Source organism: Pedobacter sp. KBS0701, assembly GCF_005938645.2.
Lineage (GTDB): Bacteria > Bacteroidota > Bacteroidia > Sphingobacteriales > Sphingobacteriaceae > Pedobacter.
Genome location: NZ_CP042171.1, coordinates 2,188,155 through 2,215,106, shown reverse-complemented (window position 1 = coordinate 2,215,106; position 26,952 = coordinate 2,188,155). Strand labels below are relative to the sequence as shown.

Sequence of the window (26,952 nt, the reverse complement as noted above, 5' to 3'; positions counted from 1 at the left end):
TAAATTGACGAAATCACAAACTATTTGGATAATGTAATGTTATTTAAGTATCAACCCTATTTGAAATACATTATGAAAATCGCCTATATTTCAACCTATCCTCCGCGCGAATGTGGTTTAGCAACTTTTAATCAGAATTTGGTTAATGCATTAAGTTTAAATCCAGCTTACAATCCGCAAAAAAGTTTTGTTGTTGCCTTAAATGAATCGGATGATGTTAATGAACACGATTACCCAAACGAAGTAAAATTTGTTATTCGTCAACAAAATCAAAAAGATTATATTGATGCAGCAGATTTTATCAATAACAGTGATGTAGACAGCTGTATCATTGAGCATGAATTTGGTATATATGGCGGCAATAGCGGTGTATTCTTATTGTCTTTAATTAACAGATTAAAAAAACCATTCATTACCATTTTGCATACGGTTTTAAAAGAACCGAATTTTATGCAGCAGACCATTATTAAAGAAATTGCAGTTAAATCATCTAAAATAGTGGTGATGAGCAAAAAAGCAGTCTTATTTTTAACCAGTATTTACCAGATTCCTAAGGCTTCTATTAAATTAATAGAGCATGGTGTTCCGGATCTGGAACCTATACCAAATAACGAAATTGCACAAAGTGAACTGTTTAAAAATCGAAAAGTGCTTTTTACTTTTGGTTTAATTAGCAGGAATAAAGGTTTAGAAACGGTGATTAAAGCTTTACCCAACATCGTAGCACAACATCCTGATGTTTTGTATGTGATTTTGGGCAATACCCATCCCGGTGTGGTAAAACATAACGGTGAAGAATATCGTGATAGTTTAAAAGCACTGGCGAAAGATTTGGGCGTAGAAAATAATATTGCATTCGTCAATAAATTTGTATCTGAGGAAGAATTGCATCAATATTTAACCGCCTGTTATTTATACATTACACCTTATTTAAATGAAGCACAAATTACCAGTGGTACACTATCTTATGCGGTAGGTGCTGGTGCAGCAGTAGTTTCTACCCCATATTGGCATGCGCAGGAACTTTTAGCCGATAACAGAGGCAAATTGTTTGATTTTAAGAATGATGTACAATTGGCAACCATTGTAAACGAGCTATTAAGTGATCAAGATAAATATCAGAAGCTGAGGAAAAATGCTTATAAATATGGATTAAATCTTCGTTGGCCGGCGATTGGAAGTGTTTATCTTAGCGTATTAGATGAGGCTTTGGCTGCAGGAAAAAAACCAGAAAGGATTACTCCTCCTATTATTGATGTTGAAGGTATGCCAGCGCTTAATTTAAACCATATTTCATTGTTGACAGATGATACCGGAATCATTCAGCATGCCCGTTTTGGTATTCCAAATTTGAAGGAAGGCTATTGTATTGATGACAATGCCAGAGCTCTAATTATGGCTTTAATGGCTATAGAGCAGGATAAAAATCCTAAAGCTTTAAAATTGATGCCTGTTTATCTTAGTTTTATTCAATATATGCAAACGGATGATGGGAATTTCAGGAATTTCCTGAGTTTTAACCGCAATTATTTGGATGAAATAGGCTCAGAAGATTCTTTCGGCCGAACCATCTGGGCATTGGGCTATTTAGTTTGCAGCGCACCCAACAATTCTTACCGTGAATTCGGCAGGGAATTATTTTCGCACTCTATTCCACATTTCAAAGAATTAAAATACCTCCGTGGAAAAGCAAATACCATTATTGGTCTATCCTATTACCTGTGTGCCCATCCTGGCGATGAGTTAATTACAAAAGAAATCAATTTGCTGGCCAATTCATTAATGGCATCATATAAAGACAATAAAGATGGCGATTGGCATTGGTTTGAAGATATTCTTACTTATGATAATGCAATACTTCCTTTGGCCTTGCTTCATCATTATGAAGTTACCGGGAATACTGCATCTTATAAAATTGCCATAGAAAGTGTTGAATTTTTAAATAGCTTTTCTTTCGAAAACGGATACCTAAATCCTGTTGGCAATGCCGGATGGATGAAAAAACACGGTAAAAATCCTATATATGACCAACAGGCTATAGAAACGATGGCAATGGTTTTACTCTATGCTAAAACCTTCGAAGTAACTAAAGATGAAAAGTATTTAAGTTTAATGCATATCAGCTATGAGTGGTTTTTAGGGAAAAACAGCTTACATATTCCATTGTACGATTTTGAAACACATGGCTGTGCAGATGGCTTACAATTTAACAGCGTCAACAGAAATCAAGGTGCCGAAAGTACGCTGGCTTACTTTGTCTCGCACCTGGCTATCCTTAAAGCAGCAGAAGCAGAATATGAAACCTTGTCTTCCCCCTTAGTAGAGGCAGATAAATGTAGCTAAGATTAATTTGTCTTGGAAATAAATATTAAGGCTGGTTCAGAAATGAGCCAGCTTTTTTATAGATAAGTCAGTTTATCTTTAAATGGATAGGTGGTCAATATTATTTTGAAAATCAGGGTTTGGCACGCTTCGGTTACAGCTGTCCTGCTATCTCTTCAAGTCCTCACTCATGCTTCGCTCCGGGCTTTCCGTTCTATCAGGTTTATTTAAATTTGGTAGGTGCTTCTTAGGATTAAGATTCATAGATCATGGTAAAAATATTTTCTACAGGCAGGCTTTATCATAAATTGTAATTTAATCGAATTTGTCACGTTGAGCCTGTCGAAACGCCTATTAAGATATCTAAAACAGGGTCCTTCGACAAGCTCAGGATGACAATTCTATATTTATGAGATAGCCTCTTTTTTGCAGGAAAAAGCCAAATCATCCTTAAATTGACTCAAATGACTTAGGTGGTCAATATTATTTTAAAAATCAGGATTTGGTACGTTTCGGTTACAGCAGTCCTGCTATCTCTTCAAGTACTCACTCATGCTTCGTTTCGGGCTTTCCGTTCTATCAGGTTTATTTAAATTTGGTAGGTGGTTCTTAGGATTAAGATTCATAGATCATGGTAAAAATATTTTCTACAGGCAGGCTTTATCATAAATTGTAATTTAATCGAATTTGTCACGTTGAGCCTATCGAAACGCCTATTAAGATATCTAAAACAGGGTCCTTCGACAAGCTCAGGATGACAATTCTATATTTATGAGATAGCCTCTTTTTTGCAGGAAAAAGCCAAATCATCCTTAAATTGACTCAAATGACTTAGGTGGTCAATATTATTTTAAAAATCAGGATTTGGTACGTTTCGGTTACAGCAGTCCTGCTATCTCTTCAAGTACTCACTCATGCTTCGTTTCGGGCTTTCCGTTCTATCAGGTTTATTTAAATTTGGTAGGTGGTTCTTAGGATTAAGATTCATAGATCATGGTAAAAATATTTTCTACAGGCAGGCTTTATCATAAATTGTAATTTAATCGAATTTGTCACGTTGAGCCTATCGAAACGCCTATTAAGATATCTAAAACAGGGTCCTTCGACAAGCTCAGGATGACAATTCTATATTTATGAGATAGCCTCTTTTTTGCAGGAAAAAGCCAAATCATCCTTAAATTGACTCAAATGACTTAGGTGGTCAATATTATTTTAAAAATCAGGGTTTGGTACGTTTCGGTTACAGCAGTCCTGCTATCTCTTCAAGTCCTCATTCATGCTTCGTTTCGGGCTTTCCGTTCTATCAGGTTTATTTAAATTTGGTAGGTGGTTCTTAGGGTTTAAGATTCACAACTGCCCCAGTTTGTATCCTTAAAGACCTGAATATTGAGTGTAATCACCATTGTCTTCACTGATCAATGAAAAGGACTATGCTATCAAAACCTCGCATGTTTCAGAAACCTGCGAGGTTTAATGATGTTAAATTCATCACACTAGTTGTAATGAGAAAATATCGTTAATTATTTATCGTTGTTTTCCAATAATTTATTCAACAGCAGCTCCAAATTTACTGTTGCGAAAGAAGAGCTGTAATCAGACAATCCATAAGGAATAATCAGTTCACCGTTGCTGATGATCGAACCGCATGAATAAACCACATTGGGTACATAACCTTCGCGTTCGTCGTTATTTGGGATAATTAAAGGCTCTTTTAAATGACCAATTTCTTTACTCGGATCTTCCAGATCCAACAAACTTACACCAATACAATATCTACGCATCGGGCCAACGCCGTGGGTAATCACAATCCAGCCTTTCTCCGTTTCAATCGGAGAACCACAGTTACCGATCTGTACCAGTTCCCAATCGTAACGAGGTTGTTTTAACAGTATTGGGTTCTCCCAAACATTAACCTTGTCCGAAAACATCAGGTAATTATTCCAGCCATCTATCCGGCTCATCATTACATATTTTCCTTTAATTTTTCTTGGAAATAGCGCCAGGTTTTTGTTCTGTGCACCATCTCCATAAAGCGGAATTACCTTAAACTCATAAAAATCCTCTGTTTGTACCAGCTTAGGAATAATTAAAGAACCATCAAAAGCTGTATATGTGGCATAGTACAGCACTTTTCCGTCATCTTTAATAAATTTTACAAAACGTGCATCTTCAATTCCTTTACGCTCAAATTCAGATATAGGAAAAATTACACGATCAGAAATATCGGTATCTTTTGAAAAAGTTATGGTATGATAAGTATCTGATAGCCAAAGTATTTTATCGTATTCGATCAGTCGTGTTGGATTTTCTTTATGCAGACTTTTTGAATCCTTAATGATATTGCTTAAGCTGGTGTATTCAAATTTATCGTCCAGTTTTGCTTCAATTTCTTCGAGCACAGAAGGATCGATCTGCGCATAAGCCGCTTTTTTAAGGAAGAGTTTTTTAACGTAGATTGCATTTTTAACTACCTCAGCCTCATCAACATAATTGCCTACTGGTAAAACCTGGATATTATTGTTTTTATCGATCAAAGCACGGCGGAAAACTATGGAAGAAATGTGCCCCTCACCTACAGCCCTGAAGCTAATAATTACCCGCTTTTCTCCTTCTACCAGATCGGTCTGATCAGGATCATCAACAATACTCGGGTTAAAAAATGCAGCCGATTCAATGGAATATTCGTGTGTAAAATAGGCTCCGATAAGCAATCTCGTATATTCATCTACATCTTCCAATTCGGTACCCAATGCAATAAACTGCTTTTTTAACTTTTTGCAGTGACGTGTTAAAATCTTCGTGATGTTTCGGTGCCTTTTCGAATATTCCTGCAAAATGGGCGAAATCAGTGAAAACACTTTTTCGTCTGAAAACTCTAAAACCTTTCTAATTACTTCTAATGCTCTCTCCTCTCCGTTGAAAAAAAAACGGGCAATAACTCTTTTAGTATCCGGATTAACCTTAACCGGTTTACGCTCTATGTATAATCTCATCGTTTAAGCTTTTTTGGTAGTAATTTTACGTTTTGCCGCACTATTTACTGTAAATTATATTAACGGAATTTACGACTTAATTGTTTACATTATTATCATAATCTTTACCTTTAGTTTTTCATTCCTATTCTAATTAAAAAGGCCTTAATGAATATCGATCAAGCAGAAAATAACCCTCATTCAAATGAAAATTTGCATCTGGCAAAATTAAGTTATTATGATATCCTGGATACACCTGCCGAAAATGCTTTTGATCAGTTAACGCAATTGGCCGCTGCTATTTTTGAGGTCCCTCATGCAGGTATCTGTTTTCAGGCTTCCGAAAAAATATTCATAAAATCTCAGATCGGTTCATCGTTTCCTGATGAATCTGTTTTTTATGTTAGCGCACCATTCATCACACCTGATGGATTTGATATTGGCCAGATTTACGCTGCAGGCGACCAACCTAAAGCGGCTACAGAAAAACAACTCAGTATGTTGAAATTACTGGCTGATATGGTAATAGAAAAACTGGAATCCAGAATTGCGATCAGAAAGGCTTTAAGGGCTTATGATGATCGTTTACATGTACTTGTTCATGATCTTAAAAACCCGATGACGACCATTTCACTTCAATCTGAGTTATTAGGACGGATTCCTGGCATTGATGAAAGAGCTAGCCTGATTGCGGAAAAGATCAATACGCAATCTAAAAGAATGATCGACAATCTGGAAGGTCTTTTGAGTTCCGCCCGTAAGGAAGCCCATTCATTTAAGCCAAAAAAAACAAAAGTTGACCTAAAAGAATTAATTGAAGAAGTAAAGTTTAATTTGGATTTAGCGCTTAAACAGAAAAATCAAACCGTTTTGATCGATATTGAAGCTCCGCTTGAAATTTTTGGTGATGCTGACAAACTTAAGGTCATTTTTAGCCAGTTGCTTGATAATGCTATTAAATTTTCTCCAAAAGGAAAGGAAACTAAAATATCACATCAAACCGTAGAAAATGAAGTAACTATTGCCATAAAAGACAATGGTGTTGGATTAACAGAGTACGATCTTGATAAAATTTTCTTAAAATTTGCAACATTAACTGCTGTACCTACAGATCATGAAAATACTTATGGCCTGGGTCTAATCACCGTAAATGCTTTAGTGGATATACATAAGGGAAAGCTTTGGGTAGAAAGCGAAGGAAAAGATTCAGGTACAACATTTTTCGTAACGTTACCCATTAAATAAGTTTAAATCTAATAATTCGCTGAGTTTCATTTCTTCGAGTAAAATCCTTTCAGGAATAGCATTTCTATGATACGACCATTTTATTAATCTTATAAAGCCGTTCTCAATTTCGATACCAGTCATATCGCCATCACTAAAACAACAACATCCGCTATTGAAGTAACCAGGTTTATATTTGCCAAAGCTTGGTGCTTTATCTCCTTCTTTTATCAGCTTACGAAGCTCTGCATTTAAAACAGCAAGACCTTCAGCATTTTTTTCTTTTTTGGCTTTATTCAGGTTTACGTAAATCCGTTCCAGGTGTGTTAACGAAGCAAAAACCGGTTGATGTGTATGTCCTGTAATTAAAGCAAGGTTCTTTTTTGTAGCTGCCCAGCTGTACATCAATGCATTATGTGCTGTTTTAAGTTGGTTGTTATATGCAGGCGTATTCGGGTTAATTTGAAGGTACGATTGCAATGGAGCCCAAATTGTACTTACAAACCATTTGCTAAACCAGTTTCCGTCACTTTGCAAGTCTCCCTGATGTCCGTGGGTCAGGAAAATATCAAGTTTACTTTTTCCCACTCGCATCCGTAAAATTGCTCCTTCGTAAATACGGATTTTAGTTCCGTAAATTCTATTGAGGTTAAATCCTGCTAAAGGATCATTATCCCAATATAAATCATGGTTGCCAAATATCTTTGTAAAATGATTTTTTGAAATAAAGGCTTTCTCTGCTTCGAACGTTTCCTTATTGTGTTTAATTACAGATTCGAGTAAATTTTCCCAAAGCTCCTCGCTATCTCCCAGATTTATATAATGGAAATCCTGCAGGTTGTAATATTCAAGTGCCTTCAGGTAATTCTTTTCAGCTAAAGTGAAATCGTCAGCATAATCGCGGGCACCTTTATGCTGATCTGACAGAATGATGAATTTATCAGTATTGGTAACTTCAAAAATAAGTCCCCGTTTCCCGGGGCTGGTATTTATAGTTTTATAAAGTTTATTTAAAGCTTCATGGATACGTTTACGGTTGGGCCTTGACCCAAATCTATTCGACATCCGAATAATCCAGGCACTGAGTAAACGTTGTAAGAATTTTCGCATGTATAAATGAGTCTTCGCCAGGATTATTGTTTCTCAAAATAACAAAAAATATCATGAATCGTTTTTGTCGTTACGTCATTCCCAACTTGATTGGGAATCTTAAAGCAATAACAAATTGTTAATGCTTTAACCCTTAAATGAACCTCGTATGTCTTGCATGGTTAAAAAAATAATGGTTTCTAATTATTACGGCAATAATTTAACCATATAAGGCATTTAGGAGAATATAAGCTCATGCATCTTGAAATATATTTCAAAAGATTTAATTACATCAAATAGTTATCTCATTAATGTAATACATTTAATTGGCTTATTTCCGCTCTTTCCATGGCAAAATTAGTTTTATTAAATACATTTTACTAATTTTGTTAGCATTGAAAAGATCAGGAAGCGCAGATTTACCATTACATTATGGCCATGTACCACCGTGGCTGGCGCAGCGTATGGCCACACTTGGACTAGCTATAACGGAAGCCATCCTGATGGAATATGGTAAAGCAGAAGTAATACGTCGTTTAAGCAGTCCTTTTTGGTTTCAGAGTTTAGGTGCGGTAATGGGGATGGATTGGCATTCATCAGGAATTACAACTTCAGTAATGGGTGCTTTAAAGAAATCAATTAATCCATTATCAAAAGAATTGGGAATTTACATCTGTGGAGGCAAAGGAAAACACAGCAGGGAAACGCCAAATGAGCTTTTAAAAATTGCTGATAAAACGGGGTTAAATGGAACTGAATTGGTTCGCGCGAGTAAACTTAGTGCAAAAGTAGACAATACTGCCATTCAGGATGGCTTTCAACTGTACCTTCATAGTTTTATTTTAAGTAATGAAGGCGATTGGGCAGTAGTGCAGCAAGGCATGAGCGACAATAGTGCTACAGCCAGAAGATACCATTGGCATTCTGAAAACTTAAAATCTTTTGTAGAAGAACCCCATACGGGAATCTGTGGCATTAATCAAGGTCAGATCCTAAACTTAACGGCTAATGATGCTGATCAGGCGAGGCAGAGCATGATGAGTATGACAGCTGAATCTCCCACGAGGATGCTTAGTGAAATACAAAAGTTGGTACTACCCGATCATCATGATGTAAAATCGAAAGATGTAGATTTAAAACGTTTGGGAAGTATTTTGTGGCTGGCACAGGAAAAACAACCCAGCGATTTTGAAGAATTATTATTACTAGAAGGCATGGGACCAAGGACCTTACAATCTATGGCTTTAGTGAGTGAGGTGATTTACGGTACGCCTTCCCGGTTTACTGATCCTGCGCGTTATTCTTTCGCACATGGTGGCAAAGATGGCCATCCCTTCCCTGTTCCGGTAAATGTTTATGATGAGACCATAAGTGTTTTGCAAAAAGCAATTGAAAAAGCGAAGATTGGAAATACAGATAAACAGCAAGCGATAAAATCGCTCCATCAAATTGCCCGTAATGCAGAAAAAGACTTTGTTCCAAATATGGATTTTGAAAAGGTAATTCAAAAAGAACGTGCTGAAAGCTGGAAATACGGTGGCAGAACAGTTTTTGGGAAAGAAAAGCCACCAATAAATGAGCAGTTGAAGTTGTTTTAATTTACTTTTTTGCATGTTCGTCATACTGACCTGTAGCAAAGCGGAAAGCTACGCAGTAAATTCACTTAAGGATCTATTTATCTATAGATCAGGATTTTAGCCAAAACAAAGGAGTTGGATGCAGGTTAGGATAAATCGTCATCTCGACCGCAGTGGAGAGATCTTTTGATTATGTTTAAAAGATCTCTCCACTACGCGTTGCTCCGGTCGAGATGACGCCGATTTTTAGTGCCTGTCATTAAAAACGAAGTCGAAGAATCTTTCCAAAAACCATGTTTCTTACAACATTAATAAATCTGTAGTTATCCTTTTTATCTGTGGTTAATTAATTCCGTGGCAGAAATAACACATAATATGAAAGGCCTTAGCGCGACGCTAAGACTAGAGAAGTTGGATGACAGGTTTTGGCGGTTCGTCATTCCCAACTTGATTGGGAATCGTAATGCAAGCGCTTTAAGATTCCCGCCTGCGCGGGAAAGACGACCACTCTATTGGAGTCTGTCATTAATAGCGAAGTTGAAGAATCTTTCCAAGAACATTTTTTCTTACGACACTAATAAATCTGTGTTCAGCCCATTTATCTGTGGTTAATTCATTCCGTGGTCTCGGTGTTTCCGTGGCGGAAATAGCGCATATGATGAAAGAAAATCTTTCTCAACTTAGTTCAAAGATCTCTCCATTACGTTGCACTCCAGTCGAGATGACGACTTATTTACGAGATTTGTCAATAGCCTAAAACAAAAAAGGTCGTGGTTTGCACCACGACCCAAAAAATATAGAATTTAAAACCTACTAAGCGTATGCAACTGCATCTTTCGATGCCAGTTTAGTTGTTCCCATTAAGTATTCGTCTACCTTACGGGCAGCTTCTCTACCTTCTGAGATGGCCCAAACCACCAATGATTGTCCACGGCGAACATCACCTGCAGCAAAAATCTTTGCAATATTGGTTTGGTAAGTATGTTCAGATGCTTTTACGTTTCCGCGGTTATCTAACTCTATACCTAATTTCTCAATTAAACCTTCTTTTTGAGGATGTAAGAAACCCATTGCTAATAATACCAGTTCGCATGGAAGATCCCTCTCGGTACCAGCTACTTCTTTAAAAGTAACCGGACGCCCGTTCGCATCAATTTCCCATTCCACATCAACTACTTTTAGCGCCTTAAGGTTTCCTTTCTCATCAGCAATAAAGTTTTTGGTATTAACTGACCAAGCCCGTTGTGCACCTTCCTCGTGAGAAGAAGTATTTTTTAATAACATTGGGTAATTTGGCCAGGGCATGTGCTCGTTACGTGCCTGTGGTGGCATTGGCATAATCTCGAATTGTGTAACTGATTTCGCCCCATGACGGTTTGAAGTACCAATACAGTCAGATCCCGTATCGCCACCACCAATTACGATTACATTTTTACCGGTAGCCATAATATCTTCTGCTTCAACAGTTCTGCTCGCTACACGTTTATTTTGTTGTTTCAGGAAATCCATTGCAAAGTGCACACCTTTAGCCGAACGGCCATCAATAGGTAAATCGCGCGGAATAGTTGAACCACCAGCCAGTACAATCGCGTTAAAATCGCGTAACAAAGTACCTATCTCAACATTCTCGCCCACATTGGCATTACATTTAAAAATAATCCCTTCTTCTTTCATCAAATCGATACGGCGATCTACTACATTTTTCTGTAGCTTGAAATCAGGAATACCGTACCTCAGTAAACCACCCGGAGCATCATCACGTTCGAAAACCGTAACCTCATGTCCAACTTTATTTAACTGAGCAGCAGCAGCTAAGCCTGCCGGACCTGAACCAATTACAGCTACTTTTTTACCAGTTCTGATTAATGGTGCTTTTGCTTTGATAAACCCTTTTTCGAAAGCTATTTCAATAATGTGTTTTTCAATTTCCTCAATTGAAACCGGCGGACGGTTGATGCTTAACACACATGCAGATTCGCATGGCGCAGGGCAAATTCTACCAGTAAATTCAGGAAAATTATTGGTGCTTAATAAAATATTGGCAGCTAATTCCCATTTTCCCTGATAAACAGCGTCGTTAAATTCTGGTATCACGTTACCCAGCGGGCAGCCTGATTGGCAGAAAGGTACACCGCAATCCATACAACGGGCAGCCTGATTGTTTAATTCTTGTGAAGGTAAATTATTTAAAAATTCACCGTAATGTTTTACACGTGTTGCAGCCTCTTCTCTAGTGGGCGCAACTCTATCGTATTCTTGAAATCCTGTTACTTTTCCCATGGCCTAGTGTGTTTTTACTTGTTGGTTACGTTTGCTTAAAACTGCTTTGTATTCTTTAGGGAATACTTTTACGAAATGAGCAGATTGTGTTTTCCAGTCGCTTAAGATAAACTCAGCTACTTTACTATCAGTCAGACGAATATGCGCTTTAAGCAAAGCTAAAATGCGTTCTTCATCTTCAGCTTGCAGTGGATCTAAATCAACCATTTCTTTATTGCACTTGCGTTCAAAAGTGCCATTGGCATCATAAATCCAGGCTACACCACCACTCATACCTGCGGCGAAATTGCTTCCGGTATCACCCAGAATCAGCACTTCACCACCAGTCATGTATTCACACCCGTGATCGCCTACTCCTTCCACAACAGCTGTTGCACCAGAGTTACGTACAGCAAAACGCTCACCCGCTTTGCCACGGGCAAATAACTCACCGGAAGTTGCACCATAAAGGGCTACGTTACCAATAATGATATTTTGTTCAGGGATAAAAGTTGAATTAGAAAAAGGATAAATAGCCAATCTGGCACCCGATAATCCTTTACCCACATAATCGTTCGCCTCACCTTCCAGTGACAAGGTTACCCCGCGGGTATTGAAAGCACCAAAACTCTGTCCGGCCGAACCAACAAATTTAAAGTTGATCGTATCGGGAGGTAAACCAGCACCTAAATGGACTTTAGATATTTCATTTGATAACATGGTGCCCAATGCACGGTCGGTATTTTTAACTTCGAAACTGGCAAATACAGGCTCATTATTGTCAATAGCAGGTTGTGCTGCAGCAATTAACTGATGATCTAAAACCTGATCCAAACCATGATCCTGGCCTTCCGTATTAAATAAAGGCAAGCCATTTTCTTCTGCCTTATATAAGATAGCTGATAAATCAAGGTGTTTCAGTTTCCAGTCTTCAGCAGGCAGTTCGCGTACTTTTAAGATATCAGCCTGGCCAATCATTTCGTGGATGGTTCTGAAACCTAATTCAGCCATAATCTCACGTAATTCTTCCGCAAGGAAATAAAATAAGTTCACTACATGATCTGCATCACCGGTAAATAATTTTCTTAATTCCGGATCCTGTGTTGCAACGCCAACCGGACAAGTATTTAAATGGCATTTACGCATCATAATACATCCCGAAGTTACCAATGCTGCTGTAGCAACACCCCATTCTTCGGCACCTAATAATGCAGCAATAGCGATATCTCTGCCTGTTTTAAGCTGTCCATCGGTTTGTAACACAATACGGTTACGCAATTTATTTTTTACCAAAGTTTGGTGCGCTTCTGCTAATCCAAGTTCCCAAGGTAAACCTGCATGTTGGATTGACGTAAGCGGAGATGCTCCGGTTCCACCATCAAAACCAGATACCAAAATCACATCTGCATGTGCTTTAGCCACACCTGCAGCAATGGTACCTACACCAGCTTTCGAAACCAGTTTAACATTAATTCTTGCGGCACGATTGGCATTTTTTAAATCGAAAATTAACTGAGCCAAATCTTCGATCGAATAAATATCGTGGTGAGGTGGAGGTGAAATTAAACCAACCCCTGGTGTAGAGTGACGAACTTTTGCAATCCAATCATCCACTTTGTGTCCTGGTAATTGACCACCTTCTCCCGGTTTAGCACCCTGAGCCATTTTAATCTGTAACTCATCAGCATTGGTTAAATAATAACTCGTTACACCAAAACGTGCAGAAGCAACTTGTTTAATGGCTGAGCGCATGCTATCACCATTTGGCAATTTAGTATAACGCATTTCATCTTCACCACCTTCTCCGGTATTGCTTTTGCCGCCGATACGGTTCATGGCAATTGCCAAAGTAGAGTGTGCCTCGTGAGAAATGGAACCGAAGGACATTGCTCCTGTTGCAAATCTTTTTAAAATTGCTTCGGTTGATTCTACCTCATTTAAAGGAACTGAAGGACGGCTATAGTTAAATTCGAACAATCCACGGATGGTATAAGCCTGTTGCGTTTGCTCATTCACCAACTTAGAGTATTGTTTGAAGATATTGTAATCGTTTTTACGCGTAGCATTCTGTAATAAGTGAATGGTCTGCGGATTAAACAAATGCGCTTCACCTTTACGGCGGAATTTATATGTTCCACCTGCTGGCAACAAGTTTTCGGTTTGTGTTAGCGGGCCAAAACTGCGGTGATGTTTAATTAACGTTTCTTTTGCAATTTCATCCAGGCCTAAGCCACCAATACGAGAAACAGCACCCGTAAAATAAGTATTTACCACTTGTTTATTTAAACCTAAAATCTCGAAAATCTGTGCACCTTGATAAGACTGCAAGGTTGAGATGCCCATTTTCGAGAAAATTTTAAGTAAACCGCTATTTACAGCGTAGATATAGTTCTTGGTAAGCTGCTCTGTTGATAAGCCCGATTCTTCTTTAAATTCACTAATGGTTTCTAAAGCCAGGTAAGGGTTAATTGCGGTAACACCAAAGCCCAATAAAGTGGCGAAATGATGTACTTCCCAGATATCACCAGCCTCTATTACAATACCTACAGCCCCACGGTATCCTTTGCGGATTAAATGATGGTGTACAGCAGAAACGGCTAGTAAAGAAGGCATTGCAGCATGCTCAGAATCAATAGCCCTGTCAGTTAATACAATTACCTGGAAACCATCCTCAACCGCATCGACCGCATAACGGCACAAACGGTCTAAGGCTTTAGCCATAGCACCAGGCTTGCCATCAGCTCTGAAATAGGTTTGTAAAGTTTTCGCCTGGAAAACACCTGTATCAATACTTCTTAACTTCTCTAATTCCTGGTTGGTTAAAATAGGATGTTTAATGGCAACGCAATGTGCTTGTAGTGGATTTTCTTCTAAAAGATTACCGTTACTACCCATAAAACTGGCCAAACTCATCACTACCTTTTCGCGGATCGGGTCTATTGGCGGATTGGTTACCTGTGCAAATAACTGTTTGAAATAAGAAGATAAATGTTGTGGACGTTTTGATAAAATAGCCAATGGTGTATCGGTACCCATTGAACCGATTGGTTCTTTACCTTCAATGGCCATTGGTTTAAGTAAAAGATCTACATCTTCCCTGCTATAACCAAAAACCTGCTGGTATTTAAATATAGATTCGGTAGATAAGCCAGTAAACATTACACGTGGTTCCGGTAATTCCTCCAAACGGATCTGATATTGGTTAATCCAATCGGCATAAGGGCTCTTGCCGCAAACTTCTCCTTTAATTTCGTTATCGCTGATAATTCTGCCCTGCTCCATATCCACCACGAACATTTTGCCTGGCGTTAAACGGCCTTTTTCGATTACTGTACTTTGATCGATGGCTAGCGCACCAGCCTCAGAACCCATAATTACACGGTCATCTGAAGTAATGGCATAACGGGAAGGACGAAGACCGTTACGATCTAAAGTAGCGCCGATTAATTTACCGTCAGTAAAAGCAATCGCTGCAGGTCCATCCCATGGCTCCATTAAAGTAGCATGGAACTCATAGAATGCCCTTTTTACCGGGTCCATATCTTCGTTACCATCCCAGGCCTCCGGCACCAACATCATTAATACATGAGGCAGGGTTCTTCCGGAGTGAAGTAATAATTCAATAACATTATCTAAACAGCCTGAATCTGAATTCGTTTCGTCAATTACAGGCAGTAACATGTCCAGTTCTTCTGGTGTAAAATAAGCAGAAGCAAAAGATTTAACACCTGCCCTAAACCAGTTTAAATTTCCCTGCAAAGTGTTGATCTCACCATTATGCGCAATAAAGCGGAATGGTTGGGCCAACCTCCACGAAGGGAAGGTATTGGTTGCAAAACGCGAGTGAACCAAGCCTAAAGCTGAAACCATGCGCTTATCACTCAGATCTGTAAAATAGGTACGTACCTGTAATGAAGTGAGCTGACCTTTATAGATAATGGTTTGCGCAGAAAGCGAAACGATATAAAAATCTTTACCTCCGTGAACGGTGTTCACGATCAGTTTAATCAGGTAATTTTTAAAAATATAAAGTTTACGCTCGAAATCTGCTCCTGGTGCTACTGCATAAGGACGGGCAATAAACACCTGCTCAATTTCCGGTTCAACAGAAAGGGCCATATTGCCAATATCCGTAGTGTCGACATCAACTTTTCTAAAACCTAAAATTTCCAGGCCAAGTTTTTCGGCGGCACGGTAAATCAATTCTCTGCACTCTTCTCTCGATCTGATATCCTTTGGCATAAATAACATACCTACACCATAATTATTGGTTTCAGGCAGGCTAAAGCCAGCTTTTAAGCATTCGTCGTAAAAAAATTCGTGAGGAATCTGAATCATAATACCTGCACCATCGCCTGTATTTGGTTCTGCTCCACATGCTCCTCTATGATCTAGATTCTCTAAAATAGTAAGTGCATCAGAGATGATTTGATGCGATTTTCGCCCTTTCACATGTGCAACGAACCCAATACCGCAGGCATCGTGTTCAAATTGCGCATCGTACAATCCACTGTTTGGTTCCATTCTTTGCTCGTTAGTTGTTAGTGTATAGGAAACACTAAGATAGGAAAAACAAATTTAAAATTACAGAGTTGATATGTTTTTTGGAAAAATTTTAGTCCTTATGTAATTTAAAGTCTTTAAATTGAAATATTTTTATTTTTACACATTAATAATTATCAAATTTGTAATGATAATATTGTACAATAAATGAGCTTTTCCAGCTAGATTCCATGATAAATCGTTTTATTAATTTTATTTATTCATGAATATTAAATTCATATACAAATATTATACTTAAAAATTTGTTTATCATGTATTTCCTTATATAATCTGAAAACACACATTTTAATTTTATTAATTTACTAATCAGCCACATAGCTTAAAACAGAAAAAAAATAGAAAAATGCATTTTGCGAAACAACTTCTTTTTCTACCTTTGTGGCCGGGCAAGTCTTTTACGACCAGCTCCCTTTGAACTCCCCCAGGGTGGGAACGCAGCAAGGGTAGAAGGTTGTAGCGGTGCGATAGAAGGTGCTTGCCCTTTTTTTACCCCCTAACCCCCTGAAGGGGGGATATTAAATTCTTCAGGGGTTCTAGCAGCAGAACCTAATTATCATTTTAAGAATTTATAAACATGAAATTTTTTATTGACACAGCAAATCTTGATCAAATCAAAGAAGCGCAAGATCTTGGCATTTTAGATGGCGTAACCACCAATCCTAGCTTAATGGCTAAAGAAGGTATTACCGGCGATGAAAATGTAATCAACCACTATAAAGCAATTTGCGATATCGTTGATGATAACGTAAGTGCAGAAGTAATTTCGACCACTTTTGACGAAATTGTTAAAGAAGGTGAAGCTTTAGCCGCTTTGAACCCGAAAATCGTAGTAAAAGTTCCGATGATTAAAGATGGTGTTAAAGCCATTAAATATTTCTCATCAAAAGGAATCAAAACCAACTGTACTTTAATTTTCTCTGCAGGCCAGGCATTATTGGCTGCAAAAGCCGGTGCTACTTACGTTTCTCCGTTTTTAGGTCGTTTAGATGATATTTCTAGTGATGGCTTGGTTTTAATTGAAGATATCAGAACTATTTTTGATAACTACGGTTACGAAACTCAAATCCTCGCAGCTTCAATCCGCGGACCATTGCACATTGTAAACTGTGCTAAACTAGGTGCTGATGTAATCACTGCTCCTTTGGCTGCAATTGTTGGCTTATTGAAACACCCATTAACTGATAGCGGTTTGGCTACTTTCTTAGCTGACCACGCTAAAGCAGCGGGTAAATAATATTTAAAGTCGGAAGACTTTAATCCTAAGTCTTGAGTCGGATTTCCGGTTTAAGACTTAGGATTTTTTGTTTTATGGATAATCTAAGATGTATAATGGATGATGGGCAAAGCGCAGGCTACATCTCCCCTTTTCCATTTTTTGTACCATTAAAAAGTTAAGACAGTTTAGGTTTTATTGGTGCTTGCTCTTGCATGTCAAATCATCCTTTTCCCTCTTACATTTTCCTTTTTTTCTACCATTAAGAAGTTAAGCCTATTAAGGCTTTATTGGTGCTTGTTCTTGCAAATTGCAGATTACATCATCCGTTTTCCCTCTTACAATTTTACATGATTTTTTTTGGAGAGCAAGAACAGTGCAGATCGGTTCCTGCAGTCCTGCTTTACATTATATTCCGGTAATGTTCGGTAAATATAAAATAGTCGAATACCGGAATGCCATTTCAATCAGGTCTAGATGGCTACGGCACTTACGAAATACTCAATGGAAGGCGTGCGGAAAGATTTTCGTAAGTATTAGGTAGGGAAAGCTTAATAGAATTTCAGAAGCTTCTGACTGACGAAGTTATTCATTCGCTTCTTTCCTTTCTAAACTTCTTAAGTCATTGCGGCATTCTGCGTTAACGATGGGAACGGCATCCTTTTTGGCTGTCATCCTGAAGGATAATTTATTTTATAAAATCAATAGGAATGGAAAGTAATTAATCTACATGTAAAAATTCCCTCTTATTACCTTCATTTCGAGCAGAGTGCAACGCAGTCGAGAACCCGAAGGCTCTGCGAAGCAAAATCTGTTTGGATAGATCTCTCCACTACGCGTTGCTCCGGTCGAGATGACGACCATTCTTATTGGAGTCTGTCAATGATAGCGTAGTTAAATGACAGCCAAAAAGATATAGTGTATAAGCGTGTTAAAACGCCCAAATTAATAAAATGGATGATGTAAGATAGGTGTGATGGGCAAATTGCAGGTTACATCTCCAGTCTTCCTTTCTCCATTTTACATTTTTCGACCATTAAGAAGTTAAGGTAATTAAGATTTTACTGGCGCTTGCCATTGCAGGTTTCACCTTCCATATTACCTTTTCCATATTATGTTGGTATGGGCGATTTGCTTATTCCAAACTCCTAACCCCGAACTCCAAACTAAACTAAAGATTCTCTTTTCAATACCTCTTTCACCTTCTCATAGCTAATCTGCTCATCAGGTTCAATCAGGATTCCCTTCACTCCTGCCCCGTTTGCTGCTTCAACATCTCTGGGTTTATCGCCGATCATAACTGATTGTGCCGGATCAATATCATACATGTCGATGGCATCTAAAATCATTCCCGATGCTGGTTTTCTGCATTTGCATTCGCCGCCAACAGTTGGATGATGCGGACAGTAATAAAAGCCAGCAATATCGGCCCCTTTGGCCACAAAAGCATTTCTTAACATCTGGTGCATAATGGCCAGTTCCTGTTCGGTATAACGTTTCAGTGCAATGCCGCCCTGGTTGGTGATTACGATTAACAAATAACCTTCATCGAAGAATTTTTTGAGTACAGGGATCTGGTAATCCAATATTTTAAAATCTTCAACCCGGCAGATGTAATCGTAAATTTCGTGGTTAAGTACACCATCGCGGTCGAGAAAAATAGCTTTGTTCATTGTTAAATATGGGGATTGAGTATCAAGTATCAAGATGTGAGACATGTGATTTAGGTCTCGTTTATAATTCGCCAAAATAACTGAAAATTAATCGCAAAAGAAAGCCAAATCTATTATAGACCGGGCTTAATCATAATTTATTTGGTTTTGGTTATTTTAACTTTAGTCCGGCTTTATGACCTTTTACAGCAAAGAACAAAATATAAAGGTAACATGGCAATACGGTTAACAGATAAGCCAATTGGAAATTGATGTGTAATTTTTCGTTTAAAAAGGCATACAATAAAGGCATAATTGCACCGCCTGCAATACCCATCACCATAATAGCTGAACCGATTTTGGTGAATTTTCCTAAATGACTGATGCCGAGCGGGAATATTGCCGGCCACATTAACGAGTTTGCCAAACCAAGCAAGGCTACAAAAATTACAGCAAACCAGTTCGAAATGGCGAAAGATAAAACCGTAAATATGATACCTAAAATGGCGCAGATGCGAAGTGCTTTTTGTTGAGAGATGTATTTCGGAATGGTAATGATCCCAATGATATAACCAATTAACATACTAAAAAGGGTAATGGAGGTTAACTTTCCGCTGATTTCGACGCTGATGCCCAATTCGCGGCCATAAATCCCGATAATATCACCTGCCATTACTTCTGCACCAACATATACAAAAATACAAAGGGCACCTAAAAATAAGTGAGGGAACTGAAAAATACTGCTGTGTTTTACTACTGCGCCTTTACTTTCGTCGATAATATCCTCTTCAACCTCCACCTCTGGCAAATCGGTAAATTTAATCAGCACTGCAAAAAGACAAAAAACGATTGCTAAAACAACATAAGGCATATTTACACGGCCCAACACATCGTTTAACAATTGTTCATGTGCTGCGCCCGTAGCCGCTTTAATCTGTTTTTCAACTTCTGAAGCATTTTTAAGAAACAGACTGCCCATAATCAAAGGCACAATCATGCCGGCAAATTTATTACAGATTCCGGCAATACTGATGCGTTTGGCTGCACTTTCAATCGGACCTATGATGGTTAAATAAGGATTTGACGCCGTTTGCAGCAAAGCCAAAGCAGCCCCCTGAACAAAAATACCAGTTAAGAAAAGACCAAAAGTCCGGGTTTGCGCTGCCGGAATAAATATTAATGAGCCAAGGCCCAGAATGACCAAACCTAAAACAATCCCATTTTTAAAACCCACTTTCTTAAGTATCCACGATGATGGCAACGCTAAAAAGAAATAAGCCATGTACGATGCAAAGGTTACAAAGAATGCCTGTAAATTTGATAATCCGAAAGACAATTTAAAGAATGGAATTAATGTTCCGTTTGCCCATGTCACAAAGCCAAAAATAAAGAATAGCGCACAAATGATAATAAGCGGTTTTGGTCCTTGGGTTTGACTTAGTTTTGTTGTTTGTTGCATAAAGTTTTGGTTCGGCTTATTTGTTTGTGCCAAACTAAACAATAATATTTAATTAAAATGTATCAAACGTTTGCGTAATTTCAACTTTAACAAAAAAGGGCTTTTAGCTAATGCTAAACTAGCCTAAAGCCCTATGCACTAATGCGGTATCAACAATAGGTTTGATTTTGGATTTAGCCGGTAAGCTTTGCAATAACAGGCATTATATATAAAATAACCTCCTTCTTCTATTAGGTATAGTTGGTTTCGTATGGTTGTAGCTGTATCTGATACGCCTTCTGTGTTATTCAGAAAAAGTGAATCTTGTATGTATTTTCCATTTCCCTCTTCTTTAGTTTTATTGGACTGGCAGGGTAATATGGAGCCCATTTGTAAAAAAATAGCGCAACAGGTGGAATTTCGCAGGGGTTAATCTTAAATTAAGAGCAATAAAAATATCAAATCCATTTAAAAAATCAGGCCTGAATAATTAATTTGCCTATAAATCAATACACTAACACGTTTGGCGATTTTTTATTTGCACGAAACAGTCTATAACCCTATATTTGCACCACTTTAAAGGAAACGGATAACGTTTTTAAACAAAGTAGATTCCGTAGCTCAGCTGGTAGAGCATTACACTTTTAATGTAGTGGTCCTGGGTTCGAATCCCAGCGGGATCACACCAAAGACTATCAAAATGTACAAAACCCTGCAATCGCACGATTAGCAGGGTTTTTACTTTTAGTGAATTGCCAAAATCGCACGAATTCACAAAACTTTGGTGAGTGATTCGGTGAGTAAGGCAAAATTTTAAATTGACTCACCGAATAGCTCATAACCATTTACTTTACAGTATGTTGTAAACTATACATATTGTATCTATTAAAGATGATGATGATCTACCTAAACAGTACCTGGTTTATAATCAGTATTCCGATAAGTCCGATAACTGAAACCAAGGTTTCCATCAGCGACCAGGACAAAAATGTTTGTTTGATAGATAATCCTAAATACTCTTTGAATAACCAGAAAGAAGAATCATTTACATGAGAACAAAACAGGCTCCCTGAGCCAACCGCAAGCACCATTAAATTTGGATCGGCACCATGAGGCCCGATAAGCGGATATACGATACCGGCAGCGGTGAGGCCAGCTACGGTAGCCGAACCCAGACAAAGCCTTAATACAGCCGTTATTAACCAGGCCAGTAACAAGGGTGGCAGGGTCAATCCTTGCAAAATTGCAGCAAGGCTGTTACTTACCCCTGTTTCTACAAATACCTGTTTCAAAATACCTGCACTACCGATTATTAAAAGGATCATTGCTATATCTTTTGTTGCATCAACAAAAATTACCATAATGTCAATCAGCTTTTTACCTAACCTCATCCCAAGGGTGTATGTTGCAATACAAATGGTTAATATCATGGCAATAGTTGGATCACCGGTAAATCTGGCAAAATTTAACACAGCGATATTGTCATTACATATCCTGGTGATCAATGTGGTCCCCAAAATGATAAGTACAGGTAATAATGCGGAAACCACACTATTTGTTATTCCTGGCAGCTCATTATCGGGCAGTTCATCGGCTTGTAGGGTAACCGTTGGCCTGGATTGCATATTTATTAATGCTTTTGCGAAAATAGGACCTGCAATAATTATTGCAGGTATAGCCACTATTAAACCATAAGTAAAGGTCTTAACCAGATCTGCATTAAACTGAGTAACTAAAGCCATGGGCGATGGATGCGGTGGCAAAAAACCATGCATTACGGAGAGCGATGCCAGCATAGGCAATCCTACATATACCAGGGGTAACTTATAGTTATAGGCTACAGAAAAAATAATGGGTATAAGCAATACAAACCCAACATTATAAAATAATGGAATGCCCACTATAAAACCTGTTAAAGCCATGGCCCAGGTTACGGATTTATAGCCGAATGTGTTTTTTAATACCGTGGCTATTTTTTGAGCGGCACCACTGGAGGCGACAAGTTTTCCGAGCATGGCTCCCAAAACGATGATGATTGCCAGAGATCCTAATGTATCTCCTAATCCTTTATTAACCGTTTGCGGAATACTGGCGGCTGGCATACCTAGCAATAAGGCTGCCCCTACAGATACGATTAAAAATGCAAGAAAGGTATTCACCTTCGCCCAGGCAATTAATAATACAAGTATAACTATACAGCCTAAAAGAATCAGTACATCCATATTTCTGTTAATGGGAGTCTCTGGCTACGGCTGAACCTGAGCCGCCTACTAAAAAGTCCAGATCAGCACCTTTATCTGCCTGTTGAACATGTTTGATATATAAGTTTACATAGCCACGTGTTGCAGAAGGAATTGGCTGTACCCAATTGCTTCGCCTCAGGGCTAACACTTCATCACTCACTTCAAGATGAATACGTTTATTGGCTACATCGAGCTCAATGATATCTCCGTTTTCTACAAGCGCTAAATTTCCACCAATAGCAGACTCCGGCGATACGTGCAGTATAACTGTACCATAAGCGGTACCACTCATCCTGCCATCCGATATCCTTACCATATCTGTTACGCCCTTGTCAAGTAGCTTTTTTGGTAAAGTCATATTACCCACCTCGGGCATACCCGGATAGCCGACCGGACCAACCGATTTCAAGACCATTACACAAGTTTCATCGATATCCAAATCAGGGTCATCCACTCTCGCATGGTAATCCTCAATGTCTTCAAACACTACTGCCCTGCCCCGATGCTGCATTAAGCCGGGCGTAGCTGCAGATGGCTTTATAACCGCACCGTTAACTGCAAGATTACCTTTTAGTACGGTAATTCCGGCTTCCGGAATGATCGGCTGTTCAAATTCATAAATAACTTCCTTATTGTAATTTATTCCTTTATCGGCAATGTTTTCGGCATGCGTTTTCCCGCTTACCGTTAGGGTATCCATTTTTAAAACAGATTGCATTTGTTTTAAAACCGTGGGTACACCACCGGCATAGTAAAAATCCTCCATCAAAAATTTCCCAGAAGGCATAAGATTTACCAGAAGTGGCATTTTGCTGCCAATATCATCAAAATCATCTAAGTTCAGCGCTACACCCATACGCCCTGCAATAGCCGTAAGGTGAATAATAAAGTTTGAAGAACCTCCAACCGCGGCATTTACCTTAATTGCATTTTCAAAAGCATCCCGTGTTAGTATTTTAGAAATTTTCAGGTCTTCTTTAACCATTTCAACTATTCTCCTTCCGGATAGCTGAGCAAGCCTTTTCCGCCGGGAATCGACGGCAGGTATAGCTGCCCCACCGGAAAGACTCATGCCCAACGCTTCTACCATACAAGCCATAGTGGAAGCTGTTCCCATGGTCATACAGTGCCCAGGACTACGCGACATGCAACTTTCCACCTCTGCATATTCATCATAAGTAATTTCGCCTTTTTTTAATTCCTCTGTCAGCTTCCATACACTTGTTCCTGAGCCTATGTCATGTCCGTGATATTTTCCGTTTAGCATGGGGCCGCCGGGAACCACAATGGTTGGCAAATCGACACTTGCCGCACCCATTAATGTAGAGGGCGTCGTTTTATCGCAGCCAGTAAGTAGCACTACTCCGTCAATAGGGTTGCCTCTTATTGATTCCTCTGCATCCATACTAGCGAGGTTACGAAACAACATAGCAGTGGGTTTCATGAGCGTTTCACCTAATGACATGATTGGAAATTCCAGCGGAAAGCCACCAGCCTCCAATACTCCGCGGCGAACACTTTCAGCAATATCACGCAGGTGGGCATTGCAAGGTGTAAGTTCTGACCACGTATTACAAATCCCAATTACCGGTCTGCCATCAAACATGTCTTCAGGCATGCCCTGGTTTTTCATCCAGCTGCGATAGATGAGGCCCATTTTATCTTTTTTCCCAAACCAGGTCGAACTTCTATATGATTTCATATCCAGATATACTATGTTGCGCTATTTTTTAACTTCCTATTTAGATTTTTTGCCGGTAGCCCTGCTTATCGAACCAATCGTTTCACTTGCTTTGGCAGCCGTTTCGAAACCTATAATTTGTTTATCATGCTACGGTATTTACAAGTGAACCAATCTCTGAAATGGTTATTTTTACCATGTCTCCGCTTTGTAAGGTGAAATCATCTGTAGGGATTATGCCAGTACCTGTCATTAAATAAGTACCATGAGGGAAATCCAATTCCCGAAACAAGTAAGCCACTAAGTCCTTGTGCTTACGTTTCATTTGATTAATGGATATTTTCTCCTTAAAAAGGATTGCCGAATCTCTGGATATTTCGATGCTGATATTCGTATCCGGATCTATTGGGCCCTCTGTTACTAAAATGCAAGGACCTAAAGCGGTAGCTCCATTGTATGATTTTGCCTGCGGTAAATAAAGCGGATTTTCGCCTTCGATGTCCCTCGATGATACATCATTACCTATGGTATAACCTTCAATAGTGCCTGCTGAGCAAATAAATAAGGTCAGTTCCGGTTCAGGTACGTTCCATTTAGAATCTGCCCTGATCCGTATTTTTCCTCCGGAACCCACTGTACGGTAAGCTGGTGATTTAAAAAAAAGTTCCGGCCGGTCTGCATCGTATACCCTGGCATAAAAATCCCCACCTTTTGCTTCTTTTGATTCTTCTATTCTGGCTTCCCTGCTACGAAAATAAGTTACACCAGATGCCCACACCTCCTGGTTACCTATAGGTGTTAAAATAGCTGAATTGGTGAGCGCTTGTAAATCATCGTTAGGCTGAAGCTGTTGCAACTCACTACTGATCACTTTAAAAAGGTTGCTTCTGTTTACAAACCGGTCCCAGCTTTTCTCTTCTGTTAAGAAATATTGGTTATTGTGGTTGATAATAATCCCGCTCGAGGTATTATAGATTCTCATCATATTTGGTTAAGTTTTTTTGGATCGAAAATTAGATTTAAACTCAATTTTCATATCCAAGCGGTAAATAATAAAGCAAATAAATGCTTTTAAAGTACATTTACAGCATAATGTTAATATAATACAATTAAATGCTGCAATACTAAAATTAAGGATTATATGACCTGATTGGTGAGAATAGGATCATGATTAACTAACCGTTTTTTTAAAGATTAGCTCACCTTAAGCAAAATGATTTAGGAATTGTGTTAACCTAAATGCCCACTAAAAGCAGCCAGCAAATATCTATTCGGTAAATTTCCTCTCTTCCGTTTTAATATAACTGGACCTGTAATCCATTGGATTTTTTTTGGTAAGTGCTTTAAACTGATGATAAAAGTGAGAGATATTGTTATAGCCACAGGCATAGCCTACCTCCGTCATGTTAAATTCCTCTTCTACCAGCAACCTGCAGGCATTTCCAATTCTCACTTCCATTAAAAACTGGATATATGTTTTTTTTGTTTTGGATTTAAAGTACCTGCAAAAAGAGTGCTTTCCCATGTTAATTAATGAGGCTACATCTTCTAATGCTACTTTTTGGTGGTAATGATTAAAAGTATATTCGAAAATGGTGTTAATGCGGCTCTGGTCGATGCTGTTTACTTCCAGGTTAAAGCCATTGGATGATATTATTTCATATTCTTTCGTAGCAGCTATTATTTCTAAAGCAGATAATAAACTAATTAATTTACGGGCAGGCGATTCGTTAAGCATTTCCTCTGCTATTTTGCCAACCTTTCGTTTAGTTGCTCCTTTTAAACGCAAACCCAGCTTACTTGTGTTTAGCAGTTTAACAATCGGACTAATTTCAGGAAGGTTCAAAAATGTATCGCCCCAGATGTTATTTTGAAAAAGAATCACGATGGTTTCTCCAACTTTTTCCGTATCGTTTTCCAGGTATTTTTGTTCACACCGGAAAGTATGTGGCAGGTTTGATCCAAATAAAAATACATCACCATTTTTAAAAGGACCAACATGGTCGCCTATCAGGCAGGTACCGTAGCTCCTTTTAACAATCAATAACTCGCACTCGGGATGATAGTGCCAGGCACTTAATATCGCATGCCCTATATCCTTATGGATATTAAAGGAATGCTCCGGGTTTGGAGTAGCCTTTTTTAACGTAGCCTTCATGTTTATAATTGGTTAACTATAGCATGAAATTATAAATTATGTGCGATATAATGACTATCTAATTTACCTATTGATAGTAAGTATGTTAACAACGCCAGGTTTTATTATTTGTACATCAGATTGATTTTGCACCAAGGTTTTTCTATAAGCAATTGATAAACAGATAGATTTACAATACCCTGTTAAAACACAACAAAATCAGGAAAGACATATCTATGTTAATATGTTACAATTTTTTGCAGCAATACTGAAATTGCTTTTCATTAAAGTTGTCTTTATTTGCCTGTGTAACATAACTGTTTCGAAACCAAATATAAAAAGAAAGTAATGCTTCTATTCCCGCAATTATTTTCTTCAAACAAGATATTTCATTAAGCATGTTTGCCTTAGATGATCAGAACAGCGATTTAATTAACTAACTAACCAATATTTAATATGAGATAGATTTACTTAACGTCCAGCCACGGCACCTAGTTGCTATACTGCTTATATTCCAAATTGATTACACAACGTTTTCCGGGATATATAAGCTTTTTATTAAAAAACCAATGCTAACCAAAT

General features: G+C 38.4%; 14 protein-coding genes, 1 tRNA gene and 1 other RNA gene. 6 read left to right on the top strand and 10 right to left on the bottom strand.

Translation table 11 applies throughout. The features are described 5' to 3' along the window. Window positions 1-72 precede the first annotated feature (72 nt). A complete protein-coding gene (locus FFJ24_RS08670; protein WP_138821127.1) occupies window positions 73-2,343 on the top strand; it encodes a glycosyltransferase family 4 protein in 2,271 nt (756 codons plus the stop codon). Between the two features lie 1,499 nt (window positions 2,344-3,842). On the opposite strand, the gene FFJ24_RS08665 is transcribed toward FFJ24_RS08670, so the two are convergent. Further along, window positions 3,843-5,315: a glycoside hydrolase family 130 protein gene (locus FFJ24_RS08665; protein WP_138821126.1), complete on the bottom strand. Its 1,473-nt coding sequence runs from the start codon at window positions 5,313-5,315 to the stop codon at window positions 3,843-3,845. Between the two features lie 147 nt (window positions 5,316-5,462). On the opposite strand from FFJ24_RS08665, the gene FFJ24_RS08660 reads away from it, so the two are divergent. After that, window positions 5,463-6,539, top strand: a complete 1,077-nt coding sequence (locus FFJ24_RS08660) for a sensor histidine kinase KdpD (protein WP_138821125.1) — start codon at window positions 5,463-5,465, stop codon at window positions 6,537-6,539. Here the strand turns inward: FFJ24_RS08660 and FFJ24_RS08655 are convergent. Further along, complete coding sequence (locus tag FFJ24_RS08655; protein WP_138821124.1) at window positions 6,525-7,628, bottom strand: metallophosphoesterase; 1,104 nt, start codon at window positions 7,626-7,628, stop codon at window positions 6,525-6,527. The genes FFJ24_RS08660 and FFJ24_RS08655 overlap by 15 nt on opposite strands. A gap of 374 nt (window positions 7,629-8,002) precedes the next feature. Here FFJ24_RS08655 and FFJ24_RS08650 point away from each other — a divergent pair, with 374 nt between their 5' ends. Further along, window positions 8,003-9,205: a DUF763 domain-containing protein gene (locus FFJ24_RS08650; protein ID WP_138821123.1), complete on the top strand. Its 1,203-nt coding sequence runs from the start codon at window positions 8,003-8,005 to the stop codon at window positions 9,203-9,205. Window positions 9,206-9,997: 792 nt separating this feature from the next. On the opposite strand, the gene FFJ24_RS08645 is transcribed toward FFJ24_RS08650, so the two are convergent. Next, window positions 9,998-11,464 carry a glutamate synthase subunit beta gene (locus FFJ24_RS08645; RefSeq protein ID WP_138821122.1) on the bottom strand — a complete coding sequence of 489 codons (1,467 nt, stop codon included), beginning with the start codon at window positions 11,462-11,464 and terminating at the stop codon, window positions 9,998-10,000. 3 nt (window positions 11,465-11,467) lie between these two features. Then, on the bottom strand, window positions 11,468-15,967 hold the full coding sequence (gltB, locus tag FFJ24_RS08640) for a glutamate synthase large subunit (protein ID WP_138821121.1): 4,500 nt from the start codon (window positions 15,965-15,967) through the stop codon (window positions 11,468-11,470). A gap of 423 nt (window positions 15,968-16,390) precedes the next feature. Between gltB and ffs the strand changes: the two genes are divergently transcribed. Further along, window positions 16,391-16,490: signal recognition particle sRNA small type (ffs, locus tag FFJ24_RS08635), an RNA gene on the top strand. Between the two features lie 90 nt (window positions 16,491-16,580). Further along, entirely contained in the window at window positions 16,581-17,240 is a 660-nt protein-coding gene (fsa, locus tag FFJ24_RS08630; RefSeq protein WP_086546195.1) for a fructose-6-phosphate aldolase, read from the top strand. Between the two features lie 1,145 nt (window positions 17,241-18,385). On the opposite strand, the gene FFJ24_RS08625 is transcribed toward fsa, so the two are convergent. Then, a complete protein-coding gene (locus FFJ24_RS08625; RefSeq protein ID WP_138821120.1) occupies window positions 18,386-18,892 on the bottom strand; it encodes an HAD-IIIA family hydrolase in 507 nt (168 codons plus the stop codon). 151 nt (window positions 18,893-19,043) lie between these two features. Beyond that, a complete protein-coding gene (locus tag FFJ24_RS08620) occupies window positions 19,044-20,330 on the bottom strand; it encodes a sugar MFS transporter (protein ID WP_138821119.1) in 1,287 nt (428 codons plus the stop codon). 589 nt (window positions 20,331-20,919) lie between these two features. Between FFJ24_RS08620 and FFJ24_RS08615 the strand changes: the two genes are divergently transcribed. Then, a tRNA-Lys gene (locus FFJ24_RS08615) sits at window positions 20,920-20,992 on the top strand. A gap of 219 nt (window positions 20,993-21,211) precedes the next feature. On the opposite strand, the gene FFJ24_RS08610 is transcribed toward FFJ24_RS08615, so the two are convergent. The 4 genes from FFJ24_RS08610 to FFJ24_RS08595 form a co-directional block, all read right to left on the bottom strand. After that, window positions 21,212-22,531: a gluconate:H+ symporter gene (locus tag FFJ24_RS08610; protein WP_138821118.1), complete on the bottom strand. Its 1,320-nt coding sequence runs from the start codon at window positions 22,529-22,531 to the stop codon at window positions 21,212-21,214. 7 nt (window positions 22,532-22,538) lie between these two features. After that, window positions 22,539-24,254 (bottom strand): IlvD/Edd family dehydratase, encoded by a 1,716-nt coding sequence (locus FFJ24_RS08605; RefSeq protein WP_138821117.1) that lies wholly within the window; start codon window positions 24,252-24,254, stop codon window positions 22,539-22,541. A gap of 124 nt (window positions 24,255-24,378) precedes the next feature. Further along, the gene (locus FFJ24_RS08600) at window positions 24,379-25,218 is read right to left on the bottom strand and encodes a fumarylacetoacetate hydrolase family protein (protein ID WP_138821116.1); all 840 of its coding nucleotides are present in this window, start codon (window positions 25,216-25,218) and stop codon (window positions 24,379-24,381) included. 282 nt (window positions 25,219-25,500) lie between these two features. After that, window positions 25,501-26,391 carry an AraC family transcriptional regulator gene (locus FFJ24_RS08595; protein ID WP_138821115.1) on the bottom strand — a complete coding sequence of 297 codons (891 nt, stop codon included), beginning with the start codon at window positions 26,389-26,391 and terminating at the stop codon, window positions 25,501-25,503. Window positions 26,392-26,952 lie beyond the last annotated feature (561 nt).